14 protein-coding genes are annotated in these 16,830 nt (G+C 67.1%); 3 read left to right on the top strand and 11 right to left on the bottom strand.

The features are described 5' to 3' along the window. Nucleotides 1–53: 53 nt before the first annotated feature. Complete coding sequence (locus tag ACPYN9_RS14100) at nucleotides 54–557, top strand: hypothetical protein (RefSeq protein ID WP_424467176.1); 504 nt, start codon at nucleotides 54–56, stop codon at nucleotides 555–557. 93 nt (nucleotides 558–650) lie between these two features. Here ACPYN9_RS14100 and ACPYN9_RS14095 read toward each other — a convergent pair whose 3' ends face one another. Next, on the bottom strand, nucleotides 651–2,147 hold the full coding sequence (locus tag ACPYN9_RS14095; protein WP_424467175.1) for an aspartate ammonia-lyase: 1,497 nt from the start codon (nucleotides 2,145–2,147) through the stop codon (nucleotides 651–653). 51 nt (nucleotides 2,148–2,198) lie between these two features. Further along, nucleotides 2,199–4,355 (bottom strand): DEAD/DEAH box helicase, encoded by a 2,157-nt coding sequence (locus ACPYN9_RS14090; protein WP_424467174.1) that lies wholly within the window; start codon nucleotides 4,353–4,355, stop codon nucleotides 2,199–2,201. A gap of 265 nt (nucleotides 4,356–4,620) precedes the next feature. Here ACPYN9_RS14090 and ACPYN9_RS14085 point away from each other — a divergent pair, with 265 nt between their 5' ends. Then, nucleotides 4,621–5,277, top strand: a complete 657-nt coding sequence (locus ACPYN9_RS14085; RefSeq protein ID WP_424467173.1) for a maleylpyruvate isomerase family mycothiol-dependent enzyme — start codon at nucleotides 4,621–4,623, stop codon at nucleotides 5,275–5,277. A gap of 44 nt (nucleotides 5,278–5,321) precedes the next feature. On the opposite strand, the gene ACPYN9_RS14080 is transcribed toward ACPYN9_RS14085, so the two are convergent. The 4 genes from ACPYN9_RS14080 to truB are packed head-to-tail and all read right to left on the bottom strand — an operon-like array spanning nucleotide 5,322 to nucleotide 8,020. Continuing rightward, nucleotides 5,322–6,281 carry a bifunctional riboflavin kinase/FAD synthetase gene (locus ACPYN9_RS14080; RefSeq protein WP_424467172.1) on the bottom strand — a complete coding sequence of 320 codons (960 nt, stop codon included), beginning with the start codon at nucleotides 6,279–6,281 and terminating at the stop codon, nucleotides 5,322–5,324. Next, a complete protein-coding gene (locus ACPYN9_RS14075) occupies nucleotides 6,265–6,717 on the bottom strand; it encodes a hypothetical protein (protein ID WP_424467171.1) in 453 nt (150 codons plus the stop codon). Before ACPYN9_RS14075 ends, ACPYN9_RS14080 begins: the two co-directional genes overlap by 17 nt. Further along, nucleotides 6,714–7,100, bottom strand: a complete 387-nt coding sequence (locus ACPYN9_RS14070) for a hypothetical protein (RefSeq protein ID WP_424467170.1) — start codon at nucleotides 7,098–7,100, stop codon at nucleotides 6,714–6,716. The genes ACPYN9_RS14075 and ACPYN9_RS14070 overlap by 4 nt, the downstream gene beginning before the upstream one ends. Beyond that, complete coding sequence (truB, locus tag ACPYN9_RS14065; protein WP_424467169.1) at nucleotides 7,097–8,020, bottom strand: tRNA pseudouridine(55) synthase TruB; 924 nt, start codon at nucleotides 8,018–8,020, stop codon at nucleotides 7,097–7,099. Before truB ends, ACPYN9_RS14070 begins: the two co-directional genes overlap by 4 nt. A 102-nt stretch (nucleotides 8,021–8,122) precedes the next feature. On the opposite strand from truB, the gene ACPYN9_RS14060 reads away from it, so the two are divergent. Continuing rightward, nucleotides 8,123–10,027, top strand: a complete 1,905-nt coding sequence (locus tag ACPYN9_RS14060; protein ID WP_424467168.1) for a 2-dehydropantoate 2-reductase — start codon at nucleotides 8,123–8,125, stop codon at nucleotides 10,025–10,027. Nucleotides 10,028–10,100: 73 nt separating this feature from the next. Here ACPYN9_RS14060 and rbfA read toward each other — a convergent pair whose 3' ends face one another. The 5 genes from rbfA to ACPYN9_RS14035 all read right to left on the bottom strand — a co-directional run bounded on the left by rbfA (nucleotide 10,101) and on the right by ACPYN9_RS14035 (nucleotide 16,830). Further along, nucleotides 10,101–10,532 carry a 30S ribosome-binding factor RbfA gene (gene rbfA, locus ACPYN9_RS14055; protein WP_424467167.1) on the bottom strand — a complete coding sequence of 144 codons (432 nt, stop codon included), beginning with the start codon at nucleotides 10,530–10,532 and terminating at the stop codon, nucleotides 10,101–10,103. Nucleotides 10,533–10,683: 151 nt separating this feature from the next. After that, nucleotides 10,684–13,548 (bottom strand): translation initiation factor IF-2, encoded by a 2,865-nt coding sequence (gene infB, locus ACPYN9_RS14050; protein WP_424467166.1) that lies wholly within the window; start codon nucleotides 13,546–13,548, stop codon nucleotides 10,684–10,686. 67 nt (nucleotides 13,549–13,615) lie between these two features. After that, nucleotides 13,616–13,921, bottom strand: coding sequence for a YlxR family protein (locus ACPYN9_RS14045; RefSeq protein WP_424467165.1), 306 nt, complete (start codon nucleotides 13,919–13,921; stop codon nucleotides 13,616–13,618). A gap of 1 nt (nucleotide 13,922) precedes the next feature. Then, entirely contained in the window at nucleotides 13,923–14,942 is a 1,020-nt protein-coding gene (gene nusA / locus ACPYN9_RS14040; RefSeq protein ID WP_424467164.1) for a transcription termination factor NusA, read from the bottom strand. A 109-nt stretch (nucleotides 14,943–15,051) separates the two neighbouring features. Next, the gene (locus tag ACPYN9_RS14035; RefSeq protein WP_424467163.1) at nucleotides 15,052–16,830 is read right to left on the bottom strand and encodes a proline--tRNA ligase; all 1,779 of its coding nucleotides are present in this window, start codon (nucleotides 16,828–16,830) and stop codon (nucleotides 15,052–15,054) included.

The following is a 16,830-nucleotide window of genomic DNA, read 5'->3' as shown; positions in this document are numbered from 1 at the left end:
CCGTGCGGCGAACGGCCAGTCGACTCTTCCGGACGCACGGTAGATTAGGAGCCATGATGCGTCTCGGATTTCTTCTCGGTGCCACTGTCGGCTTCATCGCTGGTATCAGCACGAGTCGAGTCCACGCCGAGGAGGTAGCGAAGGACCTCGGCGGAAAGTCAAAGGCCTTCGCGGAGCGCATGACGGTCTCCGCTGAGGACCTCCGCAGGCGCAGTGACACCCAGCTCGAGGACATGCGTCGGCGCATGGACGAGCAACTCGAGGACATGCGCAAGCGGGTCGACGAGGGCTTCGACGACGTCAAAAGGCGCGTCGAGGAAGAGGTCGAGAAGAGCCTGGAGTCTCAGGTGCAGACACTGGTCCGCGCTGGCCAGGCGCGCGAGGACGTGCTCGAAACTTTTGAAGACGACGATGCCGACGCCATGGTCGCTCCGGGTGAGACAACGTCGCCCCGGCACGCGGCGGCAACGTCCGACGACCAGCACTCGACGGACTCGACCCATGCCGACGGCCGCCCAGCCGACGGTGACCATGGCGACGAGAAGGTTGCCCGATAGCGACCAACCCTGCTGATGACTTCGGCCCCGCCGGTGCACGCACCGGCGGAGCCGAAGTCATCTCGAGCGGCCGCCTCGAGACAATCCGCGCCGCTAGGAGAGGTCCCTGAGATCCGCCCGATCGAGGCTGTCCTCAAGCGCGAGGGCCTGCGCCTGGGAGATGATCGGGATGGCGCTCGTGACGGCCTGGATGCCCGAAAGCCGCTCAGGCGAGAGGATGCTGGTGACTTCCTCCCTGCTGAGGAGCCCACGCTCGACCACGAGATCCGCGATGGTGGCGTTGGTCGTCAGCGCTTCCTTCGCGAGCTTCGAGGCTTCGGAGTAACCCACGTAGGGGGTGAGCGCCGTCACGACGCCCACGGAACTCGAGACCCGCGATGCGAGCAGCTCCTCGTTGGCTGTGATGCCATCGATGCAGTTCACGCGCAGCGTGCGTGCTGCTCGACGGAGCCAGGCGGAGTTCTGCATGAGCGTGTGCAGCATGACGGGCTCGAAGGCGTTGAGCTGGAGCTGTCCAGCCTCCGAGGCCATGGAGACGGTCACGTCAGCACCGGCGATGACGAAGGCCACCTGGTTGACGGCCTCCGGGATGACCGGGTTGACCTTGCCTGGCATGATCGACGAGCCCGCCTGACGCGCGGGCAGGTTGATCTCGCCGAGGCCAGCCTGCGGTCCGGAGGACAGCAGCCGAAGGTCGTTGCAGATCTTCGAGAGCTTCATGGCCGTACGCTTGATGACGCTCGAGAGCGACATGAACACGCCAGTGTCGCTGGTCGCCTCGATCAGGTCGTGGGCCGTCTGCAGCTCGCCGTAGCCCGTGATCTTGCGCAGATGCCGCATCACAGCTGACGCGTAGCTCGCCTCTGCGGTGATGCCGGTGCCGATAGCCGTGGCGCCCAGGTTCAGCTCGAGCAGTAGCGGGAGCACATCGCGCAGGCGCTGGATGTCCTCAGCGATCGTGGTCGAGAAGCCGCTGAACTCCTGGCCGAGCGTCATCGGCACGGCGTCCTGGAGCTGCGTGCGGCCGATCTTCAGGATGTGCTTGAACTCGCTCCCCTTCACTCGGAAGGAGTTCTGCAGCAGCGTGAACTCATCGATGAGGCGCTCGGTCGCGTGTACAAGCGCCACCTTGACGGCGCTCGGGTACGTGTCGTTCGTCGACTGCGAACGGTTCACGTGGTCGTTCGGCGACAGGAACTCGTAGTCACCAAACGACCTGCCGGCGAGCTCAAGGGCGCGGTTCGCGACGACCTCGTTGACGTTCATGTTGGTGCTGGTGCCCGCACCGCCCTGAATCACACCGACTACAAACTCATCGTGGAGCTTGCCGTCGATGATGTCCTGGCACGCGCGATCGATGAGCCACGAGCGTTCCTGGTCGAGCACACCGATCTCGAGGTTCGCCCTCGCGGCGGCCTGCTTGACCTGCGCGTAGGCGACGATGAAATCCGGATACACGCTGATGGGCCGGCGGCTGATCGAGAAGTTTTCGAGCGCACGCGCCGTGTTCACGCCCCAATAGGCACCTGCGGGGATCCGCATCTCGCCGAGCGAGTCGCGTTCGACACGGAATTCCTGCGTTTCTGACATGACCTGATGGTCCTCCAACTTCGTCGTCTGAGATCCCGCGCTGACCTCAGCCTACTGCCGGCGCGCACCTCGGATCGCCGCTTCGAGGAGACTCGCGAGCGCATCCACCTGGATGCTGTCGGCCGACTGCTCGCCCGTGTCGACGCCCTCGAGGGCGCGCAGGGCCAGGCCCTGCTTCGCGTCGATGAGCTCGGCGATGCGTGCGTCGATCGTCTGAGCGGCGACGATGCGCCACGCCGTGACGGGCTCCTCCTGGCCGATGCGGTGCACGCGGTCGATGGCCTGCGTCTGTTCCGCGGCGGTCCAGCTCAGCTCGGCGAGCACAACGTCCGACGCGGCCTGCAGGTTGAGGCCGACACCGGCGGCAAGCAGTGAGCAGACGACGACTTGCACACTCGGGTCGTTCTGGAACGCGTCGATAGCGGCCTGACGCGCTGCCGCACTCTGATCGCCACGGATGGAGACCGACGAGATCTCGTTGTCGGCGAAGGTCCGCTCCGCCGCGTCCATGACCTCGATGTGCTTCGCGAAGAACACGACCTTGCCCGCCGAACGTGCGATCTGACCGGCGTACTCCGCAGCCAGGCGAGCTTTCGCGGCTCCGATGGTTCGCAGCATGGTGAAGATGCTTGCACCGGTCGAGGAGGCCTTCGACTCCTCCACCTCCTGGCGAGCGATCATCCTGACCCGCTCGAGGTCGACAACGCCCGGCTCGAGTCCTGCGGCCGACGCCATGCGCCGGTAGCGCTCGAGGAGGCGCGCGACGAGCGCAGCCTCGGCGGCACGGATGCTGCGCCCCTCGTCTGAGTCCAGCTCGACCGGCAGGTCAACGACGCGCTTTGCAGGCAGATCTGCGGCCACATCGATCTTGCGTCGCCTGACGATGCCGAGATCGATGACCGTCTGTCGCGCCGCCGCTAGGAAGCCGGGGTCGCTCGGAACGAGGCCCGTCTCATCGAGACGGTCGAGCAGCTGCTGCGATGGCCTGTCGCCTTCGAGCCAGCCAAGGAACTGCCAGATGGCCTTGAAGTCGTCGACGTCGTTGATGAGCGGCGTGCCAGTGAGCGCCATGAGCAGCGGGTCGGCACCGGGGACTCGTGCGCGGATGCTGTGTGCGAGCTGCATCACGAGTCGGGATCGCTGCGACTGCAGGTTCTTGATGAAGTGGGCCTCGTCGAGAACCATGCCCTTGAAGCCGAGCGAGGTGAGCCAGCCAAGGTGGCGGTCGAGGATCTCATAGTTGACGATGAACACGTCGGCGAACGCGTCGATGTCCTGCCCGTCGCCGGAGATGACGGTGACGCGACGATTCGGCGTCCAACGCTGGACCTCGCGAGCCCAGTTGGTCTTCACGACGTTGGGGACGACGCAGAGCAGCGGGTAGGCGTCGGCGACAGACGCGGCCAGGAGGGCCTGAGCGGTCTTGCCGAGTCCGGGCTCGTCGGCGAGCAAGTACGCACGGTGACCTTCGGCAACACTGGCGAGGAGCCGAGCCTGATGGTCCATGAGCTCGCGACCAGGTGGCGAGATGCGATCCCAACGGGGCGCGGGGGGCAGCTCCATCGAGGCCGCGTTTCCGCCGGCACCGGTCTCGAAGGCGCGGAGCAACGGGCCGAGAAGTTCCCAGTTCGACAGGCGCGAGTAGTGCGGCGTCGGGATGTTCAGGTTCGTGAGCACGGGCGCCAAGAACGGGTTCGACCGCGTGCGTGCCTTCACGGATCCGGGCACAACCTGACGCTGCGCAATCTCTGGCGGCAGCTTCTCGGCCTGCGCCTCCGGCTCTGGCTGCTCGTCGACGACCATCTCGATGCCGCCGGCGAAAAGCATCTGCTTCCGCAGGGCCTTCGCCGCCTCGCTGACCGGAGCACCCGGCTCGAGGAGGCTGATGAGCGAGGTGTCGCGAGCGGCGGTCTTCGCGAGGATCGAAGCGAGGCCGTCGAGGCGCTTGAGCGCCTCTGCCTTGTCATGCTCGCCGAGCTCCGTCGTCTCCTTGGCCTTCGCGCGCTCCTCGCGCATGAGGAGGGCGATGACCTGGAACTTCGTGCGGTTCGACGGAGAAACCTTGCCGCGCTGTGCGGAGGCTTCGACCTCCCGTGCGGCCTTCGCGAGCTGAGGGATGACGCCGGTGTTGTCGACCGGCTTGCGGTGGCGTGGCGCGGTGTGAACGCCGGCGCGACCGCCAGCTTGGGCGCGTGTCCTACGAGACATGCCCCTCCTTATGCAACGTGGCAGGGATCGTGAAGTTGAGCCGGGCGGAGGTCGCAGCTTCGGCGCCGAACGCGGCGACCGGCAGTGAGGCGGGCGTCGGCCCACTCGAGTGACGAGCTCCCGGATGTCATGCAGGTCTCGAGGAGAGTTCAGATTCCCTCAGACACCAGCGCTCACAGTGTACGCCAGGCGACCCGAAGGTTTCGACTCGGGAACGACGTGTCGTTGTGGGGCACAGACTCCGAGCGGGTGCGATAATTGCCTGGTGCCACAACGCCCCTTCCCAGATCCTGATCGGCCGTACTTCACGCCGTCGAAGCGGGTTGCAGGCGACTGGAGCGCTCACATCGCCACGACGCTCGACCGAACTGCGACGCTCCTCTCCGGGCTCACCTCCGAGCAATGGAACTCGCCGAGCAAGTGCGACGGGTGGAGCGTGCGCGACGTTGCCGGCCACCTCACCTGGCGGCTCGGCTCTCCGACCTCGGAGCTGGTGCGCGAAGCTTCGCGAGGTGTGCTCCGCAAGGGGCTTCGCGTCGACTCCTACCTGGACGAGGTCGCGAAGCGCGAGGCCGCTGCTCCGACCGACGAGCTCGTCGCCCGCATTCGCACCATCGCCGCGGCGAAGGTGGTCTCCCCCACCAGGGCAGGCATCTCCGAGCTGACCGAGGCCGTCGTGCACACCTACGACATGACCGAGGCGCTCGGGCTCCGTATCCGCCTCAGCCCGCGGTCGACGAGCGCCGTCGCGCTCGTTCGCACCCGCGTTCCGCTCACGAGCGCCGCCTCGCTTGCGAGGCGGAACCGGCTTCGTGCCACGGATGCCCGCTGGCAGATCGGCGATTCTGGCCCGGTCGTCGAGGGAACCGCGGCCCGTATCGTGCTCAGGCTCTTCGGTCGCAGCGTGCAGCTCGACGACTAATCCCGCGAGGCGCACGCGCCTCGCGGGACACCCGGCCTGCGCCGTCAGACGACGTAGCTGCCCCCGAGCGTGTCTGCGGCCTCATCGACGTCCAGCGCCATGCGCTCCTTCAGCGCGTCGATGCTGTCGAACTTCTCCATTCCGCGGATGCGCTCGACGAACTCGACCTCTGCGATCAAACCGTAGAGGTCGACCGTCTCGCCGATCAGATGGGCTTCGACCTGCTTGCGGGGCACGCCATCGAACGTGGGGTTGTTGCCGATCGAGATTGCGGCAGGGGCGCTGGTCTCGCCGCCCCGGAACCACCCCGCGTAGACGCCGTCCGCGGGAATGAGGCCCTCAAGGTCGGGTGAGAGGTTCGCGGTTGGGAAGCCCAGCTCCCTCCCCCGCTTGGCACCGTGCACGACTTCGCCCCGGACGACATGGTTGCGACCGAGCACCTCGGCGGCCGCGCGGACGTCGCCGGTCGACAGGAGCTCGCGGACCCATGTTGAAGAAGCCCTGCGCTCAGCGTGGGAGCGTTCATCCTCGGCCATCTCGTCGTCGGCGATGACGATCTCGAACCCGCAGGTCGTCGAGAGCTCGCGCAGCAGCGCAACGTCGCCGGCGCCCTTCGCGCCAAAGCGGAAGTCCCGACCGACCACGATCAGTTTCATGCGCAGCGCGTCGACGAGCAGATCCCGGACAAACGATTCAGGACCCATGCCGGCGAGCTCGTCGTCGAACGGGAGGACGAGCGTTGAGCCGAGCCCCGTCTCCTCGAGCAGTTCAATCTTCTGCGGGAGCGACGTGATCGGCTCGGGTTCGCTGCTTGGCGTGATGAGCGAGAGCGGATGCCGGTCGAACGTCACCGCCGCGGGTTCAAGACCCCGCGAAGCGGCCTCCTCCACGAGGCGTGAGAGCAACCAGCGATGGCCGCGGTGCACGCCGTCGAACTTGCCGACGGTGACAGCACTCGGTGCCGGTTCCGCCGGCAGCTCAGCCAGGTCAGTGAACAGCCGCACGTTCCCTCTTTCGTCTCGATCTTCCTGTCTCGAGCCACGCGATGCCGAGGATCGGGAGCACAAGAGGAATATACGCGTAGCCCACGCCGAAGTCCGACCACACGGTGTCAGATGGGAAGAGCTCCGGGTGGAACTGCGTCAGCGACCCCACCACGAGCACGCCGACCAGCTCGAAGACGATCGTGAACCAGGCGATGCGGTTCCACACCCAACCTCGTCGAACGAGAGCGATCGTCGCGAGCAGGTACACCAGCGCGGCCGCAGCCGAGAGCGAGTACGCGAGTGGGGCCTCCCCCAGTTTGGAGATCAGCTGATACGAGCTACGACCGATCGACGCCAGTGCTAGTACCGCGTAGACGACGACGAGCGCACGCCCAGCGCCGCGTGCTCCTGCGTAGCCCACCTGCTCGCCCCTGGGGCTCTGCTGCGCGTTCACGCCGACCCCCCGACGAAGGGACTCGCGCCGATCCAGATCTGATGCATCCGGAAGACCATGACGCCGATCGTGAGTGCCGCGACTCCGAGGATGACGGTCGACCACTTCGTGCGCTCGACGAGCCCCCAGAAGACCGCGGCGGGCGGAATGATGATGGCCACGACCCAGTACATCCAGAACTCGAGCGCATCTCCGACCGGCTGATTGCCCAGCGCGGGAGCCACAAGCGCGATGACGAACTGCACCACGAGCAGGAGCTCCACGAGAGCCACCGCCCCAACCGTCACGTCCCCAGGCTTGCGCCCTGTGGCTCCGGCGATGATGCAGAACAGACCCGCCGCGGCGCTGACGAGGCACAGCACCCAGGTGAACCACTCGATCACGCCTTTGCCCCAGTCGGCATGTTGAACTCCGACTTCAGCACTCCGCCCGTGACCGTGGCGATGCCGATGAGGTCTCCGTCCGGGTCGATGGCCGCAAGGCGGCCTTCGGGCACATCTGGCCCGAGACGCACCTTGCGCCCGTTGCGCAGATCAGCGGCCTGCTGCGCATTCGCATCAAACGCGGCGAACCTACGCAGGGCAGCCTGGGCTGGAGACAGAAGGCGTCGTTCCAGCCCCTCGGACTCCGGGGCCGCGGCGTCGGTGACGTCGAAGTCGCCGACTCGCGTGCGCCGCAGCGCGGTGAGGTGCGCCCCGGTCCCGAGTGCCTCGCCCAGATCTCGAGCCAGTGCCCTGATGTATGTGCCTGACGAGCACGAGACACGGATGTCGAGGTCGAGCACCGGCTGATCGCCGACGAACGCGGCACGGGAGGCGCGCAGGTCGAGCTCTGAGATCGTGACCGATCGCGCCGCCAGCTGGACCTCCTCGCCGTCGCGGACTCGCTTGTACGAGCGCACTCCGTCAACCTTGATCGCACTGACAGACGACGGGATCTGCTGAATGGGGCCGCGCAACGCCGTCATGGCCGTTTCGATGCGCTCGGGGGTCACCGCGGCTACCGCCTCGCTTGGTGCAGTCGCCGTGACCTCGCCCTCGGCGTCCTCGGTGTTCGTCGCGATGCCGAGTCGGACCGTCGCGAAGTACTCCTTGTCATCGCCCACGAAGTAGGTGAGCAGCCTGGTCGCGCCACCGACGCCAAGGATCATGAGGCCGGATGCCATGGGGTCAAGCGTGCCAGCATGGCCAACCTTCCGCGTGCCGAGTGCCCGCCTGGTCATCGAGACGAGCGTGTGGCTTGTCGGGCCCTGCGGCTTGTCGAGGAGCAGGACACCGTTGGGGCCAGGAGCTGGAGTCGTCATGTCCCCAACATCCTACGGTGCCCGTAGGCTCGATCTCGGCCGCCGGGCGGGGAGCGCTCGGCGAGGCCACACCGGTCTGGCGCAGGCGAAGGAGTGATCAGGATGCGAGTTGCGGTCATCGGCGCGGGTGCGGTCGGCGGAACGCTCGCCCTCCTCCTCGACCGAGCCGGCCACGATGTTGTGCTCGTGGTACGAGACTCGGCTGACACTGGACGAGGCGCGCGACGCGAGCTCCTGCTCACCGGTGCCTACGGAAAGCACCGCGCCTCGTTCACGCAGACGACGGAGCTCGCAGGCGCGTTCGACCTCGTACTCATCGCGGTCAAAGCACACGACACCCGGCGCGCCGTTGAGCCGCACCTGCTCGCCGTCGCCGCGGCACCAACGATCGTGGTCCAGAACGGGCTCGAGGGGGCAGCCACGGTCGAGCGCATGCTCGAGCACGTCCCGGCCTCGCAGCGGACCGGCTTCGTCGCGGGCGGGCTGGCCACCTTCGCGGTAAACCGACCAGCGCCGGGCCAGGTTCAAGCGACCGCAACGGGCACGCTCACGGTGGGGACCTCCCGCGTCCGCAGAAGAGCACAGCTGGACCAGCTCGCAGCGCGGCTTTCCCCCGCGCTCGACTGCACCGTGACGGAAGACCTCGCATCGGCGCTCTGGAGCAAGCTCCTCATCAATCAGGTGAACGCGCTCCCGGCGATCACCGGCCTCAGCGTGCAAGAGGTCGGGAGAGACCCTGAGCTGCTCAGCGTGCTCGCAGCAAGCATCGGCGAGCTGCTCTCCGTGTGCACCGCCAGCGGGGCGGCAATCGTGGAGCTCGGACCGCTTGACAGCGAACTCACCGCACTCGCGAATGCGGTACCCGCCGACGCCGCCGCCGCACGCGCGCGCGACCGGCGACTCGCGCGCGAGCTCTCCGCCGCGTTCGGACCGACTCCGAACTACGCCTCGACGCAGCAGAGCATCAGTCGCGGAGAGAAGACGGAGATTGACGCCCTGCACGGAGCCGTCGCAGCGCAGGGCACGGCGTCAGGCATCCCCTGCCCCGTGAACGCCTCCCTCACGGCCCTCGTCCACGACATCGAGGATGGCTCGCCGAAGCTGTCCGCCGCCAGCACCCGCGCCAGTGTTCTCACCTCGTCCGTCAACGAGTGGTTCGCCCGCAGCCACCGACCGCTCGCCTGGCGCGCAGCATCCACGACACCCTGGGGCGTGCTCGTGAGCGAAACCATGCTCCAGCAGACGCAGGCGGCTCGCGTCGAACCGAAGTGGCTCGACTTCATGGAACGCTGGCCGACGCCCGCCGCTCTGGCTGCTGCCACGGAAGCCGAGGTGCTTCGATTTTGGGACCGTCTCGGATACCCGCGGCGGGCGCTGTGGCTGCTGGCCTGCGCGAGAGCCATCACCACGCAGCATGGCGGGGTCGTGCCGAGGAGCCGGGACGAGCTGCGCGCGCTCCCGGGAGTCGGCCCCTACACGGCCTCCGCCGTGCTGTCGTTCGCCTACGGCATCCCCGAGCCAGTCGTCGACACGAACGTACGCCGAGTGCTCGCAAGAGCGTTCCTCGGCGAGGAGACACCATGGGCTCCCTCTGCCGCAAGGGACGAGACGGAGATGCGCTCCGTGGCCCCCGGCGACCAAGCCGCCGCCAACCTCTGGAACGCCGCCTCGATGGAACTCGGCGCCGTCATCTGCACGTCGAAGAGCCCGAAGTGTGACGACTGTCCGGTCGCAGAGCTCTGCGCCTGGGTAGCTCTGGGACGCCCCGCATCGGCCACCGTCAAGCGACGTCAGGCGAAGTTCGCGGGATCTGACCGCGAGATGCGCGGCCTGGTGCTCAGGGAGTTGCGAGCCATACCTGGCGGCGTGGAGGTCGAATTCCTGCGCAGGCACCTCGATCCAACCGGCGACGACACCGAACGCTTCGACCGCGCGCTGTCGACACTCCGAGGCGACGGGCTCGTGGTCACGCGAAACCGTTCAGAAATAGCGCTGGCCGGCGACTGAATCGTCGCCGGCCAGTGCCGAGAAGGGAGCGGACCCTCAGGCCACAACAAGGCCGTCAGACCGCGACAGGGGCTCAGGCGTCCTCATCATCCTTCTTCTCGTACGGATCCGCGTCTCCCGCGTAACTCGCGGTCTTCGCCTGCTGCGCCGAAGCGACATCACGGTCGTGTGCCTCGCGAAGCAGCGCCTCGATGGCGTCGGCGTTCTCGGGGATCGCGTCTGGAACGAACTCGAGGCTCGGCGTGAGGCGCGAGGTGATGTTCTTGCCGACCTCGGTGCGGAGCATGCCCGTCGCGCTCCTCAGCGCGGCAGCGGTGTCCCGTCGCTCCTTCTCGTCTCCGTAGACGGTGTAGAAGATGGTGGCATGCTGCAGGTCGCCCGTGACTCGAACATCGGTGATGGTGACGAACCCGAGCCTCGGGTCCTTCACACCGCGTTCAAGCGTCTTGGCGACGATGACCTTGATGCGGTCCGCGAGTCGCAGTGCCCGTGAATGATCGACCATGGTGGCTACTTTCTCGTGTGCTGTTGCAGTCAGTCAATTGCGTCCGCCGCGTTTCAACCTGCGGAGAAGCTGAAGGCGGGGTCCCGGCCAGCTGGCCAGGACCCCGCCGAAGGTGGCCTCGCTGCGAGCAGCGAGGCCACCGAGTGAGCACCTAGGCGCGCGGCTTCTCCACGAGCTCGGTTGTCTCGATCTCGTCACCGACCTGGATGTCGTTGTACTTACCGAGGCCGATACCGCACTCGAAGTCCGTGCGGACCTCGGTGACGTCATCCTTGAAGCGACGAAGCGAGTCGATCGCGAGGTTGTCCGCGATGACGATGCCGTCGCGGATGACCCGAGCGGTCGCGTTCCTCGTGATCGTTCCGCTGCGGACGATGCAACCTGCGATGTTTCCGAACTTGGAGGAGCGGAACACCTCGCGGATCTCGGCAACACCCGACTGGACCTCTTCGAACTCGGGCTTGAGCATGCCCTTGAGCGAGTTCTCGATGTCCTCGAGCGCTGCGTAGATGACCGAGTAGAACCGCACATCCACGCCCTCACGAGCAGCGCGCTCGCGCGCCTTCGTGTCGGGACGGACGTTGAACCCGATGATGATTGCGTTGTCGACCGTCGCGAGGTTGACGTCGGACTCCGTGATGGCGCCGACACCTCGGTGGATGATACGCAGCTGCACCGAGTCGTCCACATCGATCTTGAGCAGCGATTCCTCGAGCGCCTCGACGGCACCGGAGACGTCACCCTTGATGATGAGGTTGAGCGATTCGACCTTGCCCTCTTCGAGTGCACGGGTGAAGTCCTCGAGGCTGATGCGCTTGCGGGATTTCGCGAGGCTGGCGTTGCGCTCCACGGCTTCACGCTTCTCGGCGATCTGACGCGCAGTGCGGTCCTCTTCGGTCACGATGAAGGTGTCGCCGGCGCGCGGAACGCTCGACAGACCCTGCACCTGGACCGGGCGGGACGGCTCGGCCTCGGTGACGACCTTGCCGTTCTCGTCCAGCATCGCGCGGACACGTCCGTAGGCCGTTCCGGCCACGATCGGGTCTCCGACGCGGAGCGTTCCCGACTGGATGAGGACGGTCGCGACCGCACCGCGCCCCTTGTCGAGCTTCGCTTCGATCGCGATACCGCGCGCTTCCTTGTTGGGGTTGGCGCGAAGGTCCAGACCGGCGTCCGCCGTGAGGAGGACCGCCTCGATCAGGTCATCGATGTGGAGGTTGTTGCGCGCGGAGACATCGACGAACATCGTGTCGCCACCGAACTCCTCGGCGACCAGCCCGTACTCGGTCAGCTGTGCGCGGACCTTGGCCGGGTTGGCGTCTTCCTTGTCGATCTTGTTAACCGCGACGACGATCGGCACGTTCGCAGCCTGAGCGTGGTTCAACGCCTCGACCGTCTGGGGCATGATGCCGTCATCGGCGGCGACCACGAGGATCGCGATGTCGGTGACGTCGGCGCCGCGGGCACGCATGGCCGTGAAGGCCTCGTGACCCGGGGTGTCGATGAACGTGATGGCGCGCTCGACGCCCTCGTGCTCGTGCCACACCTGGTAGGCACCGATGTGCTGCGTGATGCCACCGGCCTCGCCGTCGACGACGTTCGCGTTGCGAATCGCGTCGAGCAGGCGCGTCTTTCCGTGGTCGACGTGACCCATGACAGTGACGACCGGCGGGCGGATCTCGAGGACGTCGTCTCCTTCGTCCTCCGCTTCCTGCTCGAGGTCGATGTCGAAGCCCTCGAGGAGCTCGCGGTCTTCGTCCTCTGGGCTGACGATCTGGATGCGGTAGCCCAGCTCCTCGCCGAGCACCTCGAAGGTGGCCTCGTCGAGCGACTCGGTCGCCGTCGCCATCTCACCGAGGTGGAAAAGCACCGTCACGAGATCGCCGGGGCTGGCGTCGATCTTCTCAGCGAAGTCCGAGATCGAGGCGCCACGACGCAGACGGATCGGCGTCGTGCCGTCTCCGCGGCGAACCTTGACGCCGCCGACGCTCGGGGCCTCCCGCATCTCGAATTCTGCCCGCTTCGTCCGCTTGGACTTGCGCGCCTTCGACTTTCCGCCGCCACGGCCGAATGCACCCGCGGTCGAACCGCGACCGCGACCGCCACCACCTGGGCGTCCGCCGCCGCCACCTGGGCGAGGCGCGAATCCGCCACCGGCACCAGGGGCGCCACCTGGACGTCCGCCACCTGCACCGCCGCCTGGACGGCCGCCAGGCCGGCCCGCACCTGCGGGACGAGCGCCTGGAAGCACACGAGGCTGACCGGGACGCGGAGCTGCGGGGCGAGGACCGCCTGGGCTCTGCGGACGGGGACCGCCCGCTCCGCCGGGACGTGGGCCACCCGAACCGCCACCCGGGCGCATGCCCTGGTTCGAGGAGAACGGGTTGTTGCCCGGGCGCGAACGGCCCATGCCCTGGCTGGATGCGAAGGGGTTGTTGCCGGGACGGGGACCTGGACGAGGTCCACGGGGACGCGGAATCGAGGGGCTTGCGCCTCCGTCAGCCTGCGCAGGCTTCGCGTCGCCAGGAGCGGCGGGACGCTGAGCGTTGGGCTTGGGTGCGCCGCTCTCCGCGGCCGGTGCTGGAGCTGCGGGCGCAGCAGGAGCTGGCGTCGCGGCTGGAGCAGCCGGTGCGGCAGGAGCAGGCTCTGGCTTGCGCTTCGGGCCAGGCGTCGGGGCCGACGATGCTGCCTTTGGCGCAGGCGCCGCAGGTGCCGCAGGTGCCGCTGGAGCGGAAGGCGTCGACGGGCCCGGCTTCGTTCCGGGGCGAACGCTCGATGGCGTTGCTCCACCCGGACGCGGTGCGCCGGGCTTCGATGCCGAGGGCGCCGCAGCCTGTGGCTGCGCGCTTCCTGCGGCGTTGCTCTTCAGCGCCTCGCGAAGTCGACGGGCCACCGGGGGCTCGACGCTCGAAGAAGCGCTCTTTACGAACTCACCCATGTCTTGCAGGGTCTTGAGGGCTGTCTTGGAATCGACACCCATCTCGCTCGCGATTTCATGTACGCGTGGTTTTGCCACTTTTCTCCTGTCTGAGGCCCGCCCAGACAGGAGCGGACCGTTAAAGTCGGATGTGCCTCATCGTGAGTCACTCATGATTAGTCCATGGTCCGATCAACCTTTTCTCGTTGTAGAGCAGTTCGCCTTGCTCCAGTGTGCTCGCGTGCGTGCTGAGCGCCTCGGTGTCCACCTGACCGATCTTGAAAGCCCGCAGGAACGCGCGCCGCTCAATGGCCAGCCTGGTGCACTCGGCGGTCGGATGGATCCAGGCTCCGCGCCCTGGAAGACTCGCCGAGATGTCGACTTCGAGGCTTCCCTGACGAAGCACAACCCTGAGGAGCTGACTCCGTGCGGAGCGCGAACGGCATCCAACGCACGTTCGTACAGACGACATACTACCCCTCTGCGCGCGCTTCGTCTCCGTCTTCGAGGATCGAGTCGGGCTGGATGTCGATTCTCGCACCGGTGAGCTTCGCTGCGAGCCGCGCATTCTGCCCTTCCTTGCCGATCGCGAGCGAAAGCTGGAAGTCGGGGACGAGGGCGCGGACAGCCTTCGTCGCGCGATCGATGACAAAGGCACTCGAGACCTTGGCCGGGCTCAGCGCGCTGGCGACGAACGTCGGCAGATCGTCGGAGTAGTCGACGATGTCGATCTTCTCGTCGCCGAGCTCGTTGGTGACGGCGCGGACCCGCGCACCGAGTTCGCCGATGCACGCACCCTTGGGGTTGATGCCCTCCTGGGTCGCCCGGACCGCGATCTTCGAGCGGTGGCCCGCCTCGCGAGCGAGCGAGACAATCTCGACGACACCGTTGGCGATCTCAGGCACCTCGAGCGCAAACAGCTTGCGAACGAGCGATGGGTGAGTGCGGGAGACTGTGATCTGCGGGCCCTTGGTGCCTCGCTCGACCTTGGTGACGAAGACGCGCAGCCGGCGGCCGTGCGAGTAGTCCTCACCCGGCACCTGCTCCTCGGGCGGCAGGATCGCCTCAACCGTGCCGAGGTCGACGTGGATCATGCGCGGGTTCGGGCCCTGCTGGATGACGCCGGCGACGATGTCGCCTTCGCGTCCGCGGAACTCGCCGAGCACCTTGTCGTCGCCGATGTCGCGGATGCGCTGATTGATGACCTGCTTGGCCGCGAACGCAGCGACGCGTCCGAAGTCGTCGGCGGGAAGCTGAGCCTCGCCGATGATCTCGCCGTCATCGTCAAGCTCCGGCACGAACACGTTGACTTCGCCGCTCTTGCGGTCGAGGTGCACCCGGGTCGAGGCCGGCGGGATGTCTTGGCCGAGCTCTTGCGAGACGTGCTTCTCGTATGCGGTCAGAATCGCCTGTTCGAGAATGCTGGCGAGTTCTTCAAACGGAATCTCACGCTCTCGCTCGAGAATCCTCAGGACAGCAAGGTCGATCTTCATGGCGCTCCCTCTATTCAGATGAAAGAACAAGTTTACCCCATGGCGCCCACCAGTGTCCGCTGGTGGACACGCGGGATGAGGCGCGGCGCCGCCCCATCCCGCGCGGGCGTCACTGCGAGCGCTTGGACTGCAGCAGTTCGAGGACGTCGTCCTTCGAGACCGCGTCGCGCTCGTTCGTGCGGCGGTTCCAGAGCTCGACCTGGCCGTCGGCTGCTCCCTTGCCCGCGATGACGATCCACGGAACTCCGAGCAACTCGGCGTCACCGAACTTCACCCCGGGAGAGACCTTCTTCCGGTCGTCGTAGAGGACGTCGAGGCCAGCCTCGTCGAAGACTGCGGAGAGCTCTTCCGCGACCGCGAAGGGCTCCTCGTTGCGGCCCGTCGCGATGACCTGCACGTCGAAGGGTGCCACCTGCTCTGGCCAGATGAGTCCTCGGTCGTCGTGGTTTGCCTCGGCGATGAGCGCGAGATTGCGCGTCACGCCGATGCCGTAGGAGCCCATTGTCACCGTCGTGAGCTTGCCCTGCTCGTTGAGCACCTTCAGCCCGAGCGCCTCGGCGTACTTTCGTCCGAGCTGGAAGACGTGCCCAATCTCCGTGCCGCGAGCGGTCGTGATGGCACCGCTGCCGTCGGGGGCCGGGTCGCCGTCGCGGACCTCTGCGGCCCCGATGCGCCCATCCGCCGAGAAGTCACGACCGACGACCAGCGAATGCACGTGCTTCCCGTCGATGTTCGCGCCGGTGATCCAGCTCGAACCCTCTGCGATGGTCTCGTCGAGGAAGTAGGCGATGCCGGTGCTCGACTCCTCCCCGAGTACCTGGCCGTTCGCCGACCAGGGCCCGATGTAGCCGCGGACGAGGCCCGGGTGCTTGGCGAAGTCGTCCTGGGTAGCTGCCTCGACTTCTGCCGGCTGGAGCGCGGTCTCGAGGCGCTTCATGTCGACCTCCCGATCTCCGGGGATACCCACGACGACGAGGTCGCGCGTGCCGTCAGTGTGGATGCGCGCGACGACGACGTTCTTGAGCGTGTCGGCAGCCGTCCAGTCGCGGCCGTCCACCTTCGCGACGACAGCGTTCGCGTGCGCGACCAGCGTCGCGATCGTGGGAGTCTCCGGGGAGTCGAAGATCGTGACGGGCCCCGCTGAGCTCGAGTCGATGGCGGCGGGCGCCGGGGCGACGTACGCCTCGACGTTCGCCGCGTATCCGCCGGGCGAGCGCACGAAAGTGTCCTCGCCGACTGGGGTCGGGTGCAGGAACTCTTCGCTCCGCGAGCCGCCCATCGCTCCCGCGTTCGCCGCGACGATCACGTACTCGAGCCCCAGACGGTCGAAGATGCGCTCGTACGCGTCGCGCTGCGCCTGATAGCTGGCGTCGAGCCCCGCGTCGTCGATGTCGAACGAGTACGCGTCCTTCATCGTGAACTCGCGACCTCGCAGTAGACCAGCTCGAGGGCGGGCTTCGTCGCGGTACTTGTCCTGGATCTGGTAGATCGCGAGCGGCAGGTCCTTGTACGACGAGTAGAGGTCCTTCACCGCAAGCGTGAACGCCTCCTCGTGCGTCGGGGCGAGCACCAGGGGCGCGCCCTTGCGGTCCTCCAAGCGGAAGATGCCATCGCCGAAGTCGTCGAGGCGGCCCGTCGCCTCGTAGAAGTCGGCCGGGAGGAGCCCTGGGAAGTGCACTTCCTGGGCGCCGGCCGCCTCCATCTCCTCACGGACGATCTGCTCGATGCGGCGCTTCACCTTGAGGCCGAGCGGCAGCCACGCGAAGACACCTGGCGCCTGGCGCCGGATGTAGCCGGCGCGCACGAGGAGCCTGTGGCTGGCCACCTCGGCATCGACGGGGTCTTCGCGGAGGGTGCGGACAAAGAGCTTGGAGAGGCGAGTAGTCAC

Source organism: Pseudoclavibacter helvolus (assembly GCF_049707175.1).
Lineage (GTDB): Bacteria > Actinomycetota > Actinomycetes > Actinomycetales > Microbacteriaceae > Pseudoclavibacter > Pseudoclavibacter helvolus_A.
Note: the sequence above shows the minus strand (reverse complement) of the source record. Positions and strands in the feature narration are given on the sequence as shown.

Coding starts and splice junctions, on each gene's coding strand:
- ACPYN9_RS14100 (WP_424467176.1), top strand. CDS start 54: ATGATGCGTCTCGGATTTCTTCTCGGTGCCACTGTCGGCTTCATCGCT.
- ACPYN9_RS14095 (WP_424467175.1), bottom strand. CDS start 2,147: ATGTCAGAAACGCAGGAATTCCGTGTCGAACGCGACTCGCTCGGCGAG.
- ACPYN9_RS14090 (WP_424467174.1), bottom strand. CDS start 4,355: ATGTCTCGTAGGACACGCGCCCAAGCTGGCGGTCGCGCCGGCGTTCAC.
- truB (WP_424467169.1), bottom strand. CDS start 8,020: ATGACGACTCCAGCTCCTGGCCCCAACGGTGTCCTGCTCCTCGACAAG.
- ACPYN9_RS14060 (WP_424467168.1), top strand. CDS start 8,123: ATGCGAGTTGCGGTCATCGGCGCGGGTGCGGTCGGCGGAACGCTCGCC.
- rbfA (WP_424467167.1), bottom strand. CDS start 10,532: ATGGTCGATCATTCACGGGCACTGCGACTCGCGGACCGCATCAAGGTC.
- ACPYN9_RS14045 (WP_424467165.1), bottom strand. CDS start 13,921: ATGTCGTCTGTACGAACGTGCGTTGGATGCCGTTCGCGCTCCGCACGG.
- nusA (WP_424467164.1), bottom strand. CDS start 14,942: ATGAAGATCGACCTTGCTGTCCTGAGGATTCTCGAGCGAGAGCGTGAG.